This is a genomic window from Streptomyces sp. WAC05374, assembly GCF_004353505.1.
GTDB lineage: Bacteria > Actinomycetota > Actinomycetes > Streptomycetales > Streptomycetaceae > Streptomyces.
Genome location: NZ_SMNQ01000003.1, coordinates 384,263 through 400,659 on the forward strand (window position 1 = coordinate 384,263; position 16,397 = coordinate 400,659).

Below are 16,397 nucleotides of genomic sequence, written 5' to 3' on the forward strand. Positions count from 1 at the left end.
TACCGCCCTACCCAGCCGCACCACCAGTCCCTAGCATCCGAAGCACTCCGGGGCGCACCCGTCGGAGTGGTTGACATGTACACGACATTCACGGTTGGACCCCCCACTCCCACCGGCCACCGATCGGAGTTCCATGTCCACAAGACCCCGCACGCTGCTCGCCGGCACGACCGTCGCGGCGGCCCTCGCGTCCACCGTGCTCGCGCCGACCCCCGCGTCGGCGGGCATCGTCGCCCCGCCCGACAAGATCGTCATCGAGATCGCGACCGTCAACGGCTCGGGCTGCCCCCAGGGCACGGCCGCCGTCGCCGTGGCCCCGGACAACACCGCCTTCACGGTGACGTACAGCGACTACCTCGCCCAGGTGGGTGTGGGCTCCAAGCCGACCGACTTCCGCAAGAACTGCCAGCTCAACCTGATCGTCCACGTCCCGGGCGGCTTCACCTACGCCGTGGCCAGTGCCGACTACCGCGGCTACGCCAAGCTGGAGCCCGGCGCCACCGCCGTGCAGAAGGCGTCCTACTACTTCCAGGGCTCGCCCGACACGGCGCAGAAGAGCCACCCGTACAAGGGCCCGTACGACAACAACTGGCAGGCGACCGACCAGACCGACTGGGGCCAGCTCGTGTGGGCGCCGTGCGGGGTGAAGCGGAACTTCAACATCAACACCGAGCTGCGGGTCTCCGCGGGCACCTCGGACCCGACGAAGACCAACAGCTTCATCGCCATGGACTCCACGGACGGCGACATCAGGACCGTCTACCGGCTGGCCTGGAAGGAATGCCCGCCGAAGTGAGCCCTTCCCGGTGACCGGGTGGGCCCGCGCCCCCTCCGCGGGCCCACCCCCCGCCCCACCGGCTGCCGGCTACCGGCTACCGGCTCAGCCGCTGGAAGCGCCGTACCGCGAGCGGCAGGAACACCGCCGTGACCACCAGCGGCCACACCACCGCCATCAGCACCGCGTGCTGCTCCACCCAGTTGCCGCCGCCCGCGCCGGGGTTGCCGAAGAGCTCCCGGGTCGCCGCCGCGGTGGAGGAGATCGGGTTCCAGGCGGCGATGGTGCCGAGCCAGCCCGGCATCGTGTCCGGCTGGACGAACACGCTGGAGATCATGGTCAGCGGGAACGCCACCGCGAACAGCCCGCCCGCCGCCTCCGGGTTGGGCACCAGCAGCCCGAGCCAGATCCCCACCCACGTCAGGCAGTAGCGCAGCAGGAGCAGCAGGGCGAAGGCCGCCGCGGTGGCGAGGAGGCCGCCGTCCGAGCGCCAGCCCATCACGAACGCCGTCGTCGCCAGGATGGTCAGCTCGGCGCAGGCGACGACCGTGTCGGTGACTCCGCGCCCGGTGACCACCGCGGAGGGGGCCATGGGCATGGAGCGGAACCGGTCGATGACGCCCTTGTTGGCGTCGGTGACCACGGCCGTGGCGGTGTTGATGAACCCGAAGGCCATCGTCATCACGAACATGCCCGGCATCAGGAAGTCCCGGTAGTCCGCCGCCCCGCCGCCGCCCGGCGGCTTCATCGCGCCGCCGAAGACGTACCCGTACAGCAGGACCGACAGGATGGGGAAGCCGAGCTGCCAGGCGATGTAGACGGGCTTGCGCCGGTAGTGCGTCAGCGTGCGGCGGACGACGTTCCAGCAGTCGGCGAGGGCCCAATAGGCCCGTCCGCGCCCGGCGATCGGTTCCACGGTGGCACTCATGCCGCGACCCCCTGTCCGGTCAGGCGCAGGAACACGTCGTCGAGGCTCGGCCTGCGCAGCCCGATGTCCTCGACCGGTACGCCCTCGTCCTGGAGGGTCCGGGCCACCTCGGTCAGCGCCGTGACCCGGTCGGCGACGGGCGCGTGGACCCGCCGCCCGGTGTCGTCGAGGTGCGGCTCGCCCAGGCAGACGCGGGCGACGGTCTTGGCGACGCGCGGCAGGTCGGCCGCGTCGGCGGCCACCACCTCGATCCGGTCGCCGCCGACGCGGTTCTTCAGCGCCTCGGGGGTGTCGTCGGCGATGGCCCGGCCCCGGTCGATGACGGTGACGCGGGCGGCCAGCTTGTCGGCCTCCTCCAGGTACTGGGTGGTCAGCAGGACGGTGGTGCCGGCCGCGACCAGGGCCCGCACCGCGTCCCAGACCTCGCCCCGGCCGCGCGGGTCCAGCCCGGTCGTCGGCTCGTCCAGGAACAGCACGCGGGGCGCGAGGATCATGGAGGCGGCCAGGTCCAGGCGGCGCCGCATGCCGCCGCTGTAGCCCTCGACGCCGGTGTCGGCCGCCTCGCTCAGGCCGAACCGCTCCAGCAGCTCGGCGGCGCGGGAGCGGGCCCGCCGGCCGCCGAGGTGGAAGAGCCGGCCGAACATCTCCAGGTTCTGCCGGCCGGTCAGGATCTCGTCCACGGCCGCGTACTGGCCGGTGAGCCCGATCAGGGCGCGGACGCGGCGGGGGTCGCGCGCCACGTCCACCCCGGCGACCTCGGCGCGGCCGCCGTCGAAGCGCCGCAGCGTGGCCAGCACGCGGACGGCGGTGGTCTTGCCCGCCCCGTTGGGCCCGAGCAGCCCGTGGACGGTGCCCGGGCGCACCGCGAGGTCGAACCCGTCCAGCGCGCGCTTCTCCCCGTACCGCTTCTCCAGGCCCTCGGCCCGTACCGCCCAGTCCTCCATGCGCCCTCCCCATCACGACACCGCGCACCCGACGCCGGGCACCCGGAAACTGAGTACACCGTACCCAAGTGAGCGTACAGCGTACTCAGTTTTTGGCCAGTGATTTACGCTGACGCCATGAGCAGCAGCGACAGGGGACCCGCCGGACCGACGGCGACGAGCGGCAGCGGCGACCTCAACCGCAGCCTGGAACTGCTCTGGGGCACCGGCGAGGCCGGCAGCCGGGGGCCCAAGCGCGGCCTGAGTCTGGACCGGATCGTCACCGCCGCCGTCGAGGTCGCCGACGCTGAGGGCCTGGACGCCGTCTCGATGCGGCGGCTCTCCGCGGACCTGGGCGTCGGCACGATGTCGCTGTACCGGTACGTCCCCGGCAAGGCCGAGCTGCTCGACCTGATGCTCGACCGGGTACGGGGCCTGATGCTCGACGGCCGGCCGGCCGAGCCGTGCGACTGGCGCGCCGCCGTCGACGCCCTGGCCCGCGCCGAACTCGCCCTCTACCGCCGCCACCCCTGGCTGCTCAAGGTGAACCAGGCCCGTACCGTCCTCGGCCCGAGCGCCCTGAAGGGCCTCGAACTCGCCCTGCTGGGGCTGAAGGGCATGGGCCTGACGGACCCGGAGACCATTTCGGTGATCATCGCCGTGCAGAGCTTCGTCACGGGCATCGTGCGCATGGAGGCCGAGACGGCCTGGGCGGCCAAGGAGACCGGCGTCAGCGACGAGGAGTTCTGGAAACGGCAGGAGCCCTTCCTGGACCGCGCCATGCACACCGGCGCGTACCCCATGCTGGCGGCGCTCTCCCCGGACGCCTTCTCGGCCGACGTCGACCACTTCGCCTTCGGCCTGCGGGCCCTGATGGACGGCTTCGAGGCGATGGTGGCCGGGGCCGCCCGGCGCGGGGACGAGGACGCCGCCCGGCGCGGGGACGAGGACGCCGCCCGGCGCGGGAACTAGGCGCCCGGCAGCCGCAGCGCCAGGCCGTCGAGGACGACGTCCAGGCCGTAGCGGAACTTGCTGTCGCGGATCTCCACGGGGTCGATGCCCTGCGCGGCGGTGTACGGCCCGGCGAGGTGGTCGTACTCCGCCGCGGCCTGTGCGGCGGCGGGCATCAGGCGGGCGATGAAGTCGGCCTCGGTCTCGCCGGACCGGCCGACCGTGGTGAGCCAGGCGGCCTCCGTGGTGCTCACGCCGATGACGTACGACAGGACGGTCTCGATCGCCCGCTCCGGCTCGGGGAACCCGGCGGCCACGAACAGGGCGGCGATCCGCTCCGAGTAGGCCATGAGGTTGGGCCCGAGGTAGGCGAGGCCCGCCTGGCCCAGCACCGAGGCAAGCCAGGGGTGGCGCAGAGCCGTCGCGCGGAACGACTCGGCGGCCCCGGTGACGGCGGTCCGCCAGTCGGCGCCCCCCGCGTCCGGGACGACGATCTCGGAGAAGGCCTCGTCCACCGCCAGTTCCATCAGCTCGTCCTTGGTGGCGACGTGCCGGTAGAGGGACGTGGCGCCGGCGTTCAGCCGGGCGCCGAGCTTGCGCATGCTGAGCGCCTCGATCCCGTCGGCGTCCAGCATCACGATCGCCTCCCGCACGATCGCGGCCCTGCTCAGCGCGGGCTGGTCCGGCTCACGGCGCTGCCGCGCCCACACGGACGGAATCGGGTTCTCCTTGGCGGCCATGGCTCTCCTCGGGAGGGCGGCAGAGGGGGCGTACATCGTTCGCATCCAGCGTACAGCGCATGCCGCTTGCGCACACTGTTCCGTCATGCGTACAGTGTTCGCAACGGAGCGAACAGTGTGCGCAGCCGAAAGGAAACCCATGGAAACCCGCAATCCACGCCGCTGGTGGATCCTCGTCGTGCTGTGCCTCAGCTCGCTGGTGCTGGTGGTGGACAGCATGGCGCTGACCGTCGCCGTCCCCGCGCTGACCGAGGACCTCGGGGCGAGCGCCCAGGACACCCAGTGGATCCTGGACTCGTACATCCTGGTCTTCGCCGGTCTGCTGCTCACCTCCGGAAGCCTCGGCGACCGCTTCGGCCGCCGGAAGGTGATGCTGATCGGCCTCCTGCTCTTCGGGGCGGCGTCACTGGCCGCCACCTTCTGCGCCGGCCCGGGTGACGTCATCGCCGTGCGCGTCGCGATGGGTGTCGGCGGTGCGCTGATCATGCCGTCGACGCTGTCGATCCTCATCACCGTCTTCGACGAGGACGAGCGCGGCAAGGCGATGGCGGCCTGGGGCTCGGTGACGATGCTCGGCCTGGTCGGCAGCCCGGTGCTCGGCGGCGTCCTGATCGACCACTTCACCTGGCAGGCGATCTTCCTGATCAACGTCCCGGTCGTCGCCCTCGCGATCGTCGCCGCCCTCACCCTCATGCCCGAGTCCAAGGGCCCCTGGCAGAAGCCCGACCCGCTCGGCGCGGTGCTGTCCGCGGCCGGCATGACCGCCCTGATCTGGTGGATCATCGAGATTCCGCAGCACGGCGCCTTCGAGGGCCGCTCGGTGATCACGCTGATCGTCGCCGTCGTCTCGCTCGTCGGGTTCGTCGTCTGGGAGAACGTCACCCCCTCCCCGATGGTCCCGCTGGTCCTGTTCAAGCACCGCAACTTCAGCGGCGGTTCCCTGTCCCTGACCCTGGTTCAGGTCGGCAACGGCGGCCTGCTGCTGGTGCTCACCCAATACCTCCAGTTCGTGCTCGGCTACTCGGCGATCGAGGCGGGTCTCGCCTTCGTGCCGCTCGCCGTCGCCGCCCTCATCGGCAACGGCCTGGGCGGCGGGCTCGCCGCCAGGACCGGCAACCGCCCGCTGATCGCCGCCGGCATGGTCCTGATGGCCGCCTCCTTCGGCCTGCTGGCCACCGTCTCCGCCGACACCGGCTTCGCCGTCCCGGCCACCGCCCTCGGACTCCTCGGCCTCGGCGCGGGCCTCGCGATGCCGGCCGCCGTGGGCGCCCTGATGAGCACCATCCCCGAGGAGAAGGCGGGCGTCGGCTCCGCCCTGAACGACACCATCCAGCAGGCCGGTACCGCGCTCGGCATCGCGATCCTCGGCTCGCTCCTCGCCAACGGGTTCGCCCGGCAGATGCCCGCCGACGCACCCGAGGCCGCGAAGCACTCCATCGGTGGCGCGCTGGCCGCGGCCCAGGGCGACGCCGGGCTGGTGCGGGCCGCCCGGGAGGCCTTCACCACCTCGATGTCGACCACCTTCACCATCAGCGCGATCGGCGTCCTGGCCGCCGCCCTCCTGGCCACCCTGGTGATGCGCGACACCAAGCCCGCCGCCGCACCGGCGACGGGCGAGGTGAAGGAGCCCGAGCTCGCCGCCTGAGGCTCGCCCCTGGCGAAGGCCGGTACCCCACCACGGGGCACCGGCCTTCCGCCGCGCTCAGCCCCGGGGCCGCCGCAGGCGCCGCCACACCAGGGCGGCGACGGCGATCCCCGCCAGGACCAGCGCGCCGAGCGTGGCGTTGCCGTCGCCGCCGTCGCCCGCGCCCGTGCCCGTCCCGGGCGAACCGGTCCCCGGCGCACCGCTCCCGGGCGAACCACCGGGCGCGGGCGTCCCCGACGGCTCCCCGGCCTCCCGCTCCACCGGCACCCGCACCACCGTGCTGTTCACGCCCTCCGAGCCGAACATCAGCGCCGAGCCGTCCACGGTGTACGTCACCGACTCCGACTGCCGCTGGAGCGGCGCGCTCAGCCGCTTCTCGGCCCCGAGCCGACCGTCCTTCCAGGCGTACGCCCGCGCGCTGAAGTAGCCGCGCAGCACAAGCTCCCTCCCGTCCGGCGAGAACGCCCCGTCGGTGACCCACGGCACCTCGCCGATCCGCCGGAAGACGTTCGGGCCGCCGGCCGACAGTTGCGCGGGACCCTCGTACAGGCCGCCGCCGTCCTCGTTCTTGGACGCGATGTAGACCCGCCCGGTCACGGGGTGGACCATCAACGCCTCGGCGTTGCGGGCTCCGTCGGCGTACCGCACCGTGTACTGGGTGGCCTCCACGGTCTGGTCGCCCAGCCGCTCCGGCTCCGGGAAGCGGTAGATCCAGACGTGGTCCCAGGAGCCGTCGAGGTTGTCCCCGATGTCGCCGACGTACACCGCGCCGTCCGCCCCGACCGAGACGGCCTCCATGTCCCGGGGCGTGCCCACGCCCCGCAGGGTGACGGTGGCGACGGTCTTCCCCGTCCTGGAGTCCACGGCGAACACCCGTGGTCCGTCCTGGTCGTTGTGCGTCCAGTAGACGCCCGGGTGCGCACGGCTGGCGGCCAGGCCGCTGGACTCGGTGATCCGCGGGTCCTTCATGGTGAAGTCGCCGTCCTCGGCCACGGCCGGGCCGGCGGAGAGCGCCACCACGGCGAGGGCCGCCCCCAGGGTCGTACGCAACGAACGCATGATCCCAGTGTCCATGCTCACATCGCACTTCCGGGACGGGGTCGGAGATGATGGCCCGCATGCGTTTCATGTTCGTCGGCGACAGCCAAACCATCGGAAGCGCCGGCGACCACACCTGGCGCTACCGCATGTGGCAGCACCTCGAGGCGACCCTCGGCGGGGCGTACGCGATCGTCGGCCCGCGCACGGAGCTGTACGAGGCGACCGCCGGCGCCGCCGTCTCGCACGCGTACGCCGACCCCGCCTTCCCCGCCGACGCACGCCGGCACCTGGCCGGCTGGGGCGAGGGCTGGCTGCACATGGCGCCGGTGATCGGCGAGGCGGTCACCGCGGCCCGGGCGGACGTCCTGCTGGTCGCCCTGGGCCTGATCGACCTCGGCTTCTACACCAACAGCGACCAGACGTCCGAGAACGTCCGTGCCTTCATCCGCGCCGCCCGCGCCGCCAACCCCCGCGTCCGGACGGTCGTCCTCCCGGTCATCCCCAACGTCCGGGCCGAGGAGGAGCCGCCGTTCGCCGCCGAGTGCGCCCGCTTCAACGAGCTGCTCGCCAAGACCGTCGCCGACCTCGACGAGCCGGGCTCACCGCTGCTGCTGGCGTCACCGCCGAAGGCGTACGACCTCCGTACCGACACCTACGACGGCACCCACCCCGGCCCGTCGGGCGAGCACAAGCTGGCGGCGGCCTTCGCGACGGCGCTGCACCAGGCCTGGGGCCTCGGCGGCCCCTACACACCGGCCCCATGATCTTCACCACACCCGCTTGATTCACAGAAAACTCACATTTAACGTTCATTCGTCCTTCCCCCACACGAATGTGCGTTCGCACGGCTTCGACGTCTCAGGCAGCCCCCCACCTCCGAGCGAGCGGCGTAAGCAAGCGCCGCCCCCGCCCCCGGAGGTCCTGCCCCGATGTCGCCGACATCCCCCATGTCCCGCCGCACCGCCCTGGGGGTGCTCGGCCTCGGAGCCGCGGGCGTCGCCGGCCTCACCGGGTGCGCGGACACCACGCCGCCCGTCCGCAAGAAGGCCGCCAGCGGCAACAACCCCGTCACCGCCGAGAACTCCCTGACCGGCTCCGGCGGCTGGCACGTCCCCCCGGACGGCAGGCACACCGCCAAGGACCGGCTCGGCCAGATCCAGGGCTACGCCTCCGCCACCTCCGTCGGCCGGGGCGAGACGATCGCCTTCCACGTCTCCCTGCGCAAGGCCCAGCCCTTCACCGTCACCGTCCACCGGATCGGCCACTACGGCGGCACCGGCGGCCGCTCCATGGTCACCAGCCCTGAGCTGCCCGGCGCCCCGCGCCCCACCCCGAAGCCCGACCCGGACAACGGCGCCATCGTCTGCGACTGGCCGGTCTCCTGGACCCTGACCGTGCCGGACGACTGGACCTCCGGCGCCTACGTCGCCGTGTTCACCGCCGAGGACGGCCACCGCAGCCTCACCCCCTTCGTGGTCCGCGAGCCCGCCCGCCCCTCCGACCTGCTGGTCGTCCTGCCGTTCGCCACCTACCAGGCGTACAACCAGTGGCCGCTGGACGGCCGCACCGGGAAGAACCTCTACAAGGGGTACGCCCGCCCCGGCGTCGTCGGCGACAACAAGCACCGCGCCTTCCGCGTCTCCTTCGACCGCCCCTACTCCGACCACGGCCTGCCCCGCTGGGCCGAGCTGGACCTCGCGTTCATCCGCTGGGTGGAGCGGCACGGGTACGACGCCACCTACGCCACCAGCACCGACCTGCACGAGGGCCGCGTCGACCCGGCCCAGTACACGGCCATGGTCTTCCCCGGCCACGACGAGTACTGGTCCAAGCCCATGCGGGACGTCGTGGAGAGCGCCGTGGACCAGGGCACCCACGTCGCCTTCCTCGCCGCCAACAACATCTACTTCCACGTCCGCCTGGCCGACGACGCCCACGGCACCCCCTGCCGCGCGGTCGTCTGCCACAAGCAGGACCACGACCCGCACGCCGACGAGAACGGCCCCACCACCCGCTGGCGCGACCTCCCCGGCGAACACGGCGAGAAGCACGGCCGGGCCGAACAGGGCCTGCTGGGCGTCCAGTACAACGGCATCCTCGCCGAGCCCGCGCCCCTGGTCGTCCGCGAACCGGCCCACTGGTTCTGGTCGGGCACCGGCCTGCGCGACGGCGAGGAGATCGCCGGGCTGGTCGGCGTCGAGGCGGACGGCCACAACCCGAAGATGCCCAGCCCCCGGGGCGCCTCCCGCACCCTGCTGTCGGAGTCCCCCTACGGCGACACCTGGGGCAAGGGAGGCGGCAGGGGCCGCCGCGTCCAGAACACGAGCCTGACCGAACACGCCGACGGCACCCTGGTCTTCGTCGCCGGCACCTTCCACTGGAGCCTCGCCCTGGGCGACCCCGCCCACGCGGAACCCCGCGTCCAGCGGGCGACGAAGAACCTCCTGGACCGCATGCTCACGCCCCGCACCTGACGGCGGCGGCTCAGGCCGGCGGCAGCCGGCCCGCCGCTCTCCCCCGGGGTGGCGGGGCTCGGCCGTTCGGACGACTGCCGGTGGCCCGGGGGGCTGGCCCCACCTCTGATCAACCGGGCAGCCGGATGGCCGGGACGACGCCCTATCGGCGACCGTGGGACTGTCCCGAGCAAGTCGCCTACAGAGAAGGCCAGATCGTGCGCATTGTCACGGCCACCGCCGTCGCACTGACCCTCGCCGCTGGAGCCGCGCCGGCAGCCACCGCCCAGCAGCCGAGCACCGATGGAACGTGGCGCATGGACGGCTACGGCACCGTGCTGTCCATCCGGAACGGAACGTTGCAGGAGTACCAGACCACCGCCGTGAGCTGCCTCAAGGGCGACTCCGCGCGGCGAACCGGTCCCGGCACCTACACCACGCCTGACGGCACTGTCCTCACCGTGCGCACCCGAGGAGGCGGCGACCTCGGGTCCATACGGGCGGACGGCTCCGTCGGCGATCGGAACCTGCGCCGGATGAAGGAGCTGCCCGACGCCTGCACGCGTCCGGCCCCCACGGGGCCGCTCGCCGTCTTTGACGTCTTCTGGCAGTCCTTCGAGGAGAACTACCCCTTCTTCTCCGCCAAGGGCGTCGACTGGCACGCCGTACGCGACCAATACCGGCCCAGGGTCCACACGAAGACGACCAAGGACGAGCTCTTCGCCCTCTTCAGCGAGATGGTGCGGCCGCTGCACGACTCCCATGTCGCCGTTCAGGACGGTGACCGCGTCTTCGCGCAGGTTCGCCCCGGCACCGTTCCGCCCACCGAGGAGCTGGACACCAAGGTCAAGGAGTTCGTCCTGGAGCGTGACCTCAAGGGCGCCCGGAACCTCAGCGACTTCGCCAACGGGCGGATCACATACGCCGACCTGCCCGGCGGGCAGGGCTATCTGCGGATCTCCGGCTTCGGCGGATACGCGGGCCAGGGCGCCCCCTACGCCGCCCAGCTCGCCGAGCTCGACAGGGCACTGGGCACGGTCCTCAGCCAGGAGCGCGTCCAGCGCCTGAAGGGTCTGATCGTCGACCTCCGGATCAATGGCGGCGGCTCCGACGCCCTGGGAATCCACATCGCCGAGCGCCTCACCGACATCCCCTACGTCGCCTACTCCAAGCGGGCCCGCAACGACCCCGCCGACCCCACCCGGCACACCCGCCCCCAGCCCGTGCACGTCACGCCCGCCCAGAGCCCGCGGTACACCGGGCCGGTCGCCGTGCTGACCGGCGGCTCGACCGTCAGCGCGGGGGAGACCTTCGCCCAGGCCCTCATGGACCGGCCCGGCAGGACGGTCCGGATCGGGCAGCCCACACAGGGCGTCTTCTCGGACGTCATGCAGCGCAAGCTCCCCAACGGCATGTCGGCCTGGCTGCCGAACGAGGAGTTCCTGACCCGGTCGGGCAGGACCTTCGACGGCACCGGCATTCCACCGCACCTCACCGAGCCGGTCTTCACGAAGGAGGAGTTCGACAAGAAGAAGGACTCGGCCTTCGACAGGGCTCTGCACGTCCTGCGGAACGACGGCGCCGCGAACTGACGACGGCGACGGCTATGCCGACACCGACACCTGCTCGGCGAGTGTCCGCCAGGAACCGGTGCGCGGGGTCGGGGGTGGGGAGGCGGCGGCTGCCTGGCGGCAGGGGCCGCAGTGGGTCTCGTCGCCGACCGGGCGGAAGACGTGATCGTCGCCCGGGCCCTCACAGACGACGAGGGGCCGTGCGGCGGGGCGGGGCTCCAGCGGTACGGGGAGCTTCTCGACGAGCCGGTGGCGGAGGAAGCCCACCACCGAGCGCACACCGCCCGGTGGCAGACCGGTCGTCAGCGCGTGGTGCAGGTCCGCCGTCGAGAAGCCGCGCCTCAGCCACTCCGCCGCCGCGTCGGCCAGGCCCCGGGCCTCCCGCACTCCCAGCCACAGGTCCCGGTTCGTGTGCCGCAGCGACAGCAACACACGCTCGGCCCGCACCACTTCGGGTGGGGGGTGGGGAGTGTTCTTCTCCCGGTCTTCTTCTTCCGGAGGAGAGCCGACGACCACCGGGGGCCCCGGATCACCGACCGTCGGTTTCGGGGCACTCGGAGGCGGCGGAGGCGGGGGCGAGGCAGGCGGGGCGGGCGGCTCGGGTGCCACCCCGTCACGCACACGGCTCGCCTCCTCGCCCGTGAGGGTGACGTTGGACAGCAACTGGTCGGTGATCCACAGACCCCGGCCGCTCTGCCACCGCCAGTGGTGGAAGAACCCGTTCGCGAGCAGCTCTTCCTTTGCCCGCTGAAACGCCCGGGGCTTCATGCCCAGCGCGTCGGCGTGCTCGCCGAGCGGCTTGGCGGCCTCGGATTCGGGAAGCCCCTGCACGTAGATGACCAGCAGTTTCGCGTCGCTGCCGAGGCGACGGTGCCGTACGAGATCGTGCGAGACCTTGGTGAAGCGCCGAGTGGGCGCGATAGCATGCCGAAGCATTTCTGGTGGACCTCTAGCTCCACTGGTGGTGAAGGTCCTCGGACGGTGTTGGCGCACCGCCGGGGACCGCTCCATGTGTGCACACGGAGCGTGATGACGCGGTCACCGTACCGCATGTTCGACCATTTCGTGCAACAAGTCCGGTTCCACGAACGGGACTTCGTCCGTGGGCCGCGACCTCCAGTCCAGCGGCCACGTCAGCCCGTCGAGCGCCGGGATGCCCACGAACGCGGCACTGCGCGCGTCCCGGCTCAGCGCCCGCGCCCCCGCCGGCCACGCGAACCCCGCCGCCGTCCGGGGTGGCACCAGGAAGTACAGGTTCTGCTCCCCGGCCAGCTCCCGGACGATCGGACCGGCCTGGAAGTCCGTGAACTCCATGAGCCGGTAGGCCACTTCCTCACCGAGCACCCCTCTGACGCGTACCGCGTCGAAGTGGATACCGGCGTGCCGGAGGGCATGGCCGGACGCGGGAATCCAGGACGGAACCCTGTCAAGTGAAAAGCGCGGATTCATGCGGCCAGCTTTGCGGCCCGGCTCTACTGTGACCAGCGCCACAAGCTGTTTGTGCCGCGTTGTGCACCTGGGGAGGACGGGCGTGAACATCGGAAACAACGGCACTCCGGGCGCCGCCAAGGCGTTCGGCAGGCTGCTGCGGTTCCACCGCGAGAGGGCCAGGGTGTCCCAGGAGGCCCTGGGCCGGGAGACCGGATACTCCAAGTCCCAAGTGGCCATGATCGAGCGCGGCGAGCGCAGGCCGAGGGGCAACTTCGTGGAGGTCGCTGATTCTCTGCTGGGTGCACAGGGTGCACTGGTGGAGGTCGCGGAGGAGGTGAGGGCGAGCGGTGTGGCGGCGTGGTTCGAGGACTACCTCGTGGAGGAGGCGAAGGCGGCGGGCATCCACATGTACGAGAACCACCTGATTCCTGGCCTGTTGCAGACGGAGGGCTACGTCCGAGCCGTATATGCCTGCGCCTGCCCGCCATGGGACGAGGAAGAGCTTGAGGCATCAATCACGGCTCGACTCGCCCGCCAGAAGCTCTTCAACAGGAAGCCCACGCCACTCGTCAGCTTCGTCTTGGAAAAGGTCGCCCTGAACCGGCCGATCGGCGGGCCAGCCGTACTCAAGGCGAATCTGCTGCACATTCTGGACGTCTCCCGCTTGCTCAACGTGGAGGTGCAGGTCATGCCGGAAGACCGACAGACCCATGCCGGGCTGAGCGGATCGTTCACCCTGATCGAGACGGCCAAGCGTCGCGGGCAACTCGTCTACGTCGAGGGGCAGAGTGGTCGCTACTTTCTCAGTGAGCAGCCGGAGTTGGGAGACGTGTTCGCCCGTTATGGCATTCTGCGAGCACAGGCCCTCAGCCCGGACGATTCCGCGAAGTACATCGAAGAGGTGGCACGAGAGCTATGAGTACCGGCCTCGATTGGTTCAAGAGCAGTTACAGCAGTGACCAGCAGGGCAACTGCGTCGAGGTCGCCTTCGCCTGGACCAAGTCGTCCTACAGCGGCAGCCAACAGGGCGAGTGCGTCGAGGTCGCCCTCCACCCCCGCACCATCCACGTCCGGGACTCCAAGGACATCACCCGCCCCGCCCTGGCCCTCTCCCCCGCCGCCTGGGCGGTGTTCCTGGGGGACCTCCGGTAGGACCGGAGATCCCCTCAGGGCGCTAGCGCCGCAGCGTGTCGGCCGCCGCCGTAGCGAGCGGCGCCGCCACGGTCCCGGCCGTCCGGGCAGCGGGCCGCGCGTCGGTCGGGGTGCCGCCGAGGGCGAGCGTCATGTGCCGGAGCATCGCCGCGTCGATGGGGTGGGGCTTCATCTGGCCCTGGTCGTCGAAGCGCTGGTACTTCATGAGGTTCCAGGCAAGCACGACCTGACGGCGGCCGTCCTCGGTGGACAGCGCCCAGGTTCCGGCGCCGAAGACGCCTCCGTCGTGGCCCCAGTACCAGCGGCCGTCGGGCATCTTCAGCGTGTAGAGGCCGAGCCCATACCGGAACGTCACCTCCTGGCCGGGCTGCGGATCGTGCGCGGGCACCGTGGTCTTCATGGCGCTCAGTTCGGCGGGGCCGAGCAGCTTGCCGCTGAGGAGCTGCCGGTAGAAGGAGTTGAGGTCCTCGGTGGTCGACACCAGGGACCCGGCCGGGCCGCACCAGGACATGTCGTAGACGCTGTAGTCGCGGGCGGGCTCGATCAGCCCGTACATCGACTCGTACATCTTGGCGTGCGGGCCGGTCATGTAGGGCGTGCGCGGAAAGTAGGTGTGGCGCAGCCCGGCCTTGCGGATGACGTTGCGGGCGATGTACTGCTCGGGCTCCTGGCCCGTGACCTTGCGCAGCAGCAGCCCGGCGATCACGTAGTTGGTGTTGGAGTACGCGTGCTTGCCGCGCGGTGCCGGTGCCGGGGCGGCGAGTCCGAGGCGTACGAGTTCCTCGGGGTCGAAGCGGTGAAACTGGCGGGCGTCGAGAGCCTTGCCCGGGTCCTCCAGGAGGCCGGGGAAGGCGCCCAGTATGTGGTCGCCGAGGCCACTGGTGTGGTTGAGGAGCATGCGGACGGTGATGGCCTGTCCGCGCTCGCCCGGTATCAGCTCGGGCAGGTAGCGGGCGATGGGCGCGTCGAGGTCGATGCGGCCCTTGGCGACCTGTTGGAGGACGGCGACGGCGGTGAAGGTCTTGGTGATGGAGCCGACGCGGTGCTCGTAGTCGGCCCGTACCGGGCGCTTGGTGGCGAGGTCGGCGGTCCCGGCGGCGCCCCGCCACGTGGACGAGCCGTCCCGTACGGCGGAGAAGGTGCCGTACATGCCGGCCTGCTGGATCGCTTCGAGCGACGCGTGCAGGGCCTTGCGGTCGAGACGCTGGCCGTGGTGCCCGCTGGACGCGGTGACCGCCGTGGTGCCCGTGGGTGCCGTGGGTGCGGCGTGGGCCGGGAGCGTACCGGCGGCCAGGGCGAGCAGGGCGGCGCTGGAGGCGAGCGCGGCGCGGTGGAGGGTGTGGCGGAGCGGGGAGGGAGCACGGCGAGTGGTGGGGTCCATGGGCCTTCCTGCACGGTCGACGGCGCACCGGTGTGTGCGCCGTCGACCATCCTCATCGACCCGGCTCGTCAACTGCCTCATGCCTGGGGGCGATTGATGTCACAGGAACGTATGACATTTGTCAGGCCGGCCGGTGTCAGCCCGTCGCGTGGAAGACCACCTCCGGGTGCTGGGGGGAGGGGCCGTCCAGCAGTTTCCGGTCCACGCCCTTGAGGTGCAGGTCGAAGAAGGCGGTCATGTAGGCGCGGGTGATCTCCTGCGACCGCTTGCCCGACAGCTCCTCCTCCGGGGGCAGCAGGCCCAGTTGGTCGGCGAGGACCGGGGTGTCGGTGAAGGTGAAGTGGTCCGATCCCTTGACGTTGAGCCAGCGCTTCCAGCCGTCCAGGAGGGGCCAGTCGCGTACCCAGGAGCGGTCGTCGTCGCCGGTGCCGAGCATCATGAAGGGGCGTCCGCCCAGGCCCTCGGCGGGTACCGGTTCCATGAAGGAGCCGTCCATGTTGGCCCCGGCCAGGACCCGCCGGTCGCGCACCATGGTGGACATGGCCGAGGCGCCGCCGATGGAGTGGCCCGCCATGCCGATCCGGGTCTCGTCGATCATGCGGGCGTGCCGCCAGGCGGGGCGGTGGTCGGCGAGGAGCCGGTCGAGGAGGAAGGACACGTCCTTGGCCCGGCCCTGGGGCACCACGCCGTACCCGCCCGGCTGGATCTTCTCGCAGGCGACGCAGGTGAGGAGCCGGCCGCCGGGGAAGGCGGTGCCGACCGTTTCGTAGGCGTGGTCGACCGCGGCGACGACGTACCCCTGGCTCGCCAGTTCCTCGGCGAGCAGGGTCAAGGTGGAACGGTTGACGGTGAAGCCGGGCGACAGCACCACGAGCGGATGCTTCCCGCGCACGGGCGCGGCGCCGGGGCGGGCGTTGGTGCGGGTGCCGCTGAGGGTCTGGGCGGGCACCTTGTCGGTCAGTTCACGGTCGTCGATGAAGGCCTGGGCCTCCGCCCTGGTCATGTAGGGGGCCGTGCGGCCGCCCCCGGGCCGGGCCGGGTAGTACATCGACACCATCAGCTCCCGTGGCCCGGCTTCGGGCACCCAGGGGTCGGGGCGGCTGGTGTCGACGAGGTGCAGGGTGTCGCGTCCCACGGCGTACGCCCCGGTGGGCGCGGGCAGTTCGAGGCGTACGCGGGCGGTCTCGGAGGCGGGTGCCACCGGGGCGGCGGGGGCCGCGTGGGCGACGCCCGTGCCGAGCAGAGCGAGGGACAGGCCGAGTAAGGCGGCGGCGGTGCCGCGAGGAAGACGATGCATGCCGCCGAGGCTAGGCAGCGGGATCACGGCTCGGCGTCCACCCACGGCCTGAACCGCGTGGCACCCCAGAGGTACGGCGGTCTCCGACCGTGGACCGATCACTCCCCCG

The 16,397-nt window shown here is 71.7% G+C and carries 16 protein-coding genes; 8 read left to right on the forward strand and 8 right to left on the reverse strand.

All coding sequences use genetic code 11. The features are described from left to right. Window positions 1-133 precede the first annotated feature (133 nt). Entirely contained in the window at window positions 134-796 is a 663-nt protein-coding gene (locus E2B92_RS09365; protein WP_126887403.1) for a DUF4360 domain-containing protein, read from the forward strand. A gap of 76 nt (window positions 797-872) precedes the next feature. On the opposite strand, the gene E2B92_RS09370 is transcribed toward E2B92_RS09365, so the two are convergent. Together E2B92_RS09370 and E2B92_RS09375 are read right to left on the reverse strand one after the other, a co-directional pair. Next, window positions 873-1,703, reverse strand: a complete 831-nt coding sequence (locus E2B92_RS09370) for an ABC transporter permease (RefSeq protein ID WP_126887402.1) — start codon at window positions 1,701-1,703, stop codon at window positions 873-875. Then, on the reverse strand, window positions 1,700-2,647 hold the full coding sequence (locus E2B92_RS09375) for an ATP-binding cassette domain-containing protein (RefSeq protein WP_126887401.1): 948 nt from the start codon (window positions 2,645-2,647) through the stop codon (window positions 1,700-1,702). The genes E2B92_RS09370 and E2B92_RS09375 overlap by 4 nt, the downstream gene beginning before the upstream one ends. A 117-nt stretch (window positions 2,648-2,764) precedes the next feature. Between E2B92_RS09375 and E2B92_RS09380 the strand changes: the two genes are divergently transcribed. Further along, on the forward strand, window positions 2,765-3,598 hold the full coding sequence (locus E2B92_RS09380) for a TetR/AcrR family transcriptional regulator (RefSeq protein ID WP_126887400.1): 834 nt from the start codon (window positions 2,765-2,767) through the stop codon (window positions 3,596-3,598). Here E2B92_RS09380 and E2B92_RS09385 read toward each other — a convergent pair. Continuing rightward, a complete protein-coding gene (locus E2B92_RS09385; protein ID WP_126887399.1) occupies window positions 3,595-4,317 on the reverse strand; it encodes a TetR/AcrR family transcriptional regulator C-terminal domain-containing protein in 723 nt (240 codons plus the stop codon). The genes E2B92_RS09380 and E2B92_RS09385 overlap by 4 nt on opposite strands. A 139-nt stretch (window positions 4,318-4,456) precedes the next feature. Here E2B92_RS09385 and E2B92_RS09390 point away from each other — a divergent pair, with 139 nt between their 5' ends. Beyond that, the gene (locus E2B92_RS09390; protein WP_126887398.1) at window positions 4,457-5,962 is read left to right on the forward strand and encodes an MFS transporter; all 1,506 of its coding nucleotides are present in this window, start codon (window positions 4,457-4,459) and stop codon (window positions 5,960-5,962) included. 57 nt (window positions 5,963-6,019) lie between these two features. Here the strand turns inward: E2B92_RS09390 and E2B92_RS09395 are convergent, their stop codons facing one another. Further along, a complete protein-coding gene (locus E2B92_RS09395; RefSeq protein WP_126887411.1) occupies window positions 6,020-7,021 on the reverse strand; it encodes a WD40 repeat domain-containing protein in 1,002 nt (333 codons plus the stop codon). Window positions 7,022-7,080: 59 nt separating this feature from the next. Between E2B92_RS09395 and E2B92_RS09400 the strand changes: the two genes are divergently transcribed. The 3 genes from E2B92_RS09400 (at window position 7,081) to E2B92_RS09410 (ending at window position 11,048) form a co-directional block, all read left to right on the forward strand. Continuing rightward, window positions 7,081-7,767, forward strand: a complete 687-nt coding sequence (locus E2B92_RS09400; protein ID WP_126887397.1) for a GDSL-type esterase/lipase family protein — start codon at window positions 7,081-7,083, stop codon at window positions 7,765-7,767. Window positions 7,768-7,932: 165 nt separating this feature from the next. After that, a complete protein-coding gene (locus E2B92_RS09405; RefSeq protein WP_185923666.1) occupies window positions 7,933-9,477 on the forward strand; it encodes a N,N-dimethylformamidase beta subunit family domain-containing protein in 1,545 nt (514 codons plus the stop codon). Window positions 9,478-9,674: 197 nt separating this feature from the next. Then, the gene (locus E2B92_RS09410; protein WP_126887396.1) at window positions 9,675-11,048 is read left to right on the forward strand and encodes a S41 family peptidase; all 1,374 of its coding nucleotides are present in this window, start codon (window positions 9,675-9,677) and stop codon (window positions 11,046-11,048) included. Between the two features lie 12 nt (window positions 11,049-11,060). Here the strand turns inward: E2B92_RS09410 and E2B92_RS09415 are convergent, their stop codons facing one another. Then, window positions 11,061-11,963, reverse strand: a complete 903-nt coding sequence (locus E2B92_RS09415) for a hypothetical protein (protein WP_126887395.1) — start codon at window positions 11,961-11,963, stop codon at window positions 11,061-11,063. 102 nt (window positions 11,964-12,065) lie between these two features. Then, window positions 12,066-12,476 carry a hypothetical protein gene (locus E2B92_RS09420; RefSeq protein WP_126887394.1) on the reverse strand — a complete coding sequence of 137 codons (411 nt, stop codon included), beginning with the start codon at window positions 12,474-12,476 and terminating at the stop codon, window positions 12,066-12,068. 82 nt (window positions 12,477-12,558) lie between these two features. Here E2B92_RS09420 and E2B92_RS09425 point away from each other — a divergent pair, with 82 nt between their 5' ends. Together E2B92_RS09425 and E2B92_RS09430 are read left to right on the forward strand one after the other, a co-directional pair. Then, on the forward strand, window positions 12,559-13,377 hold the full coding sequence (locus tag E2B92_RS09425; protein WP_235023744.1) for a helix-turn-helix domain-containing protein: 819 nt from the start codon (window positions 12,559-12,561) through the stop codon (window positions 13,375-13,377). After that, on the forward strand, window positions 13,374-13,610 hold the full coding sequence (locus E2B92_RS09430) for a DUF397 domain-containing protein (RefSeq protein WP_133087464.1): 237 nt from the start codon (window positions 13,374-13,376) through the stop codon (window positions 13,608-13,610). Before E2B92_RS09425 ends, E2B92_RS09430 begins: the two co-directional genes overlap by 4 nt. Window positions 13,611-13,632: 22 nt before the next feature. Here E2B92_RS09430 and E2B92_RS09435 read toward each other — a convergent pair whose 3' ends face one another. Both E2B92_RS09435 and E2B92_RS09440 read right to left on the reverse strand, forming a co-directional pair. Beyond that, window positions 13,633-14,991, reverse strand: coding sequence for a serine hydrolase domain-containing protein (locus E2B92_RS09435; protein WP_126887294.1), 1,359 nt, complete (start codon window positions 14,989-14,991; stop codon window positions 13,633-13,635). Between the two features lie 136 nt (window positions 14,992-15,127). Next, on the reverse strand, window positions 15,128-16,288 hold the full coding sequence (locus tag E2B92_RS09440; RefSeq protein WP_126887293.1) for an alpha/beta hydrolase family protein: 1,161 nt from the start codon (window positions 16,286-16,288) through the stop codon (window positions 15,128-15,130). Between the last annotated feature and the right edge of the window lie 109 nt (window positions 16,289-16,397).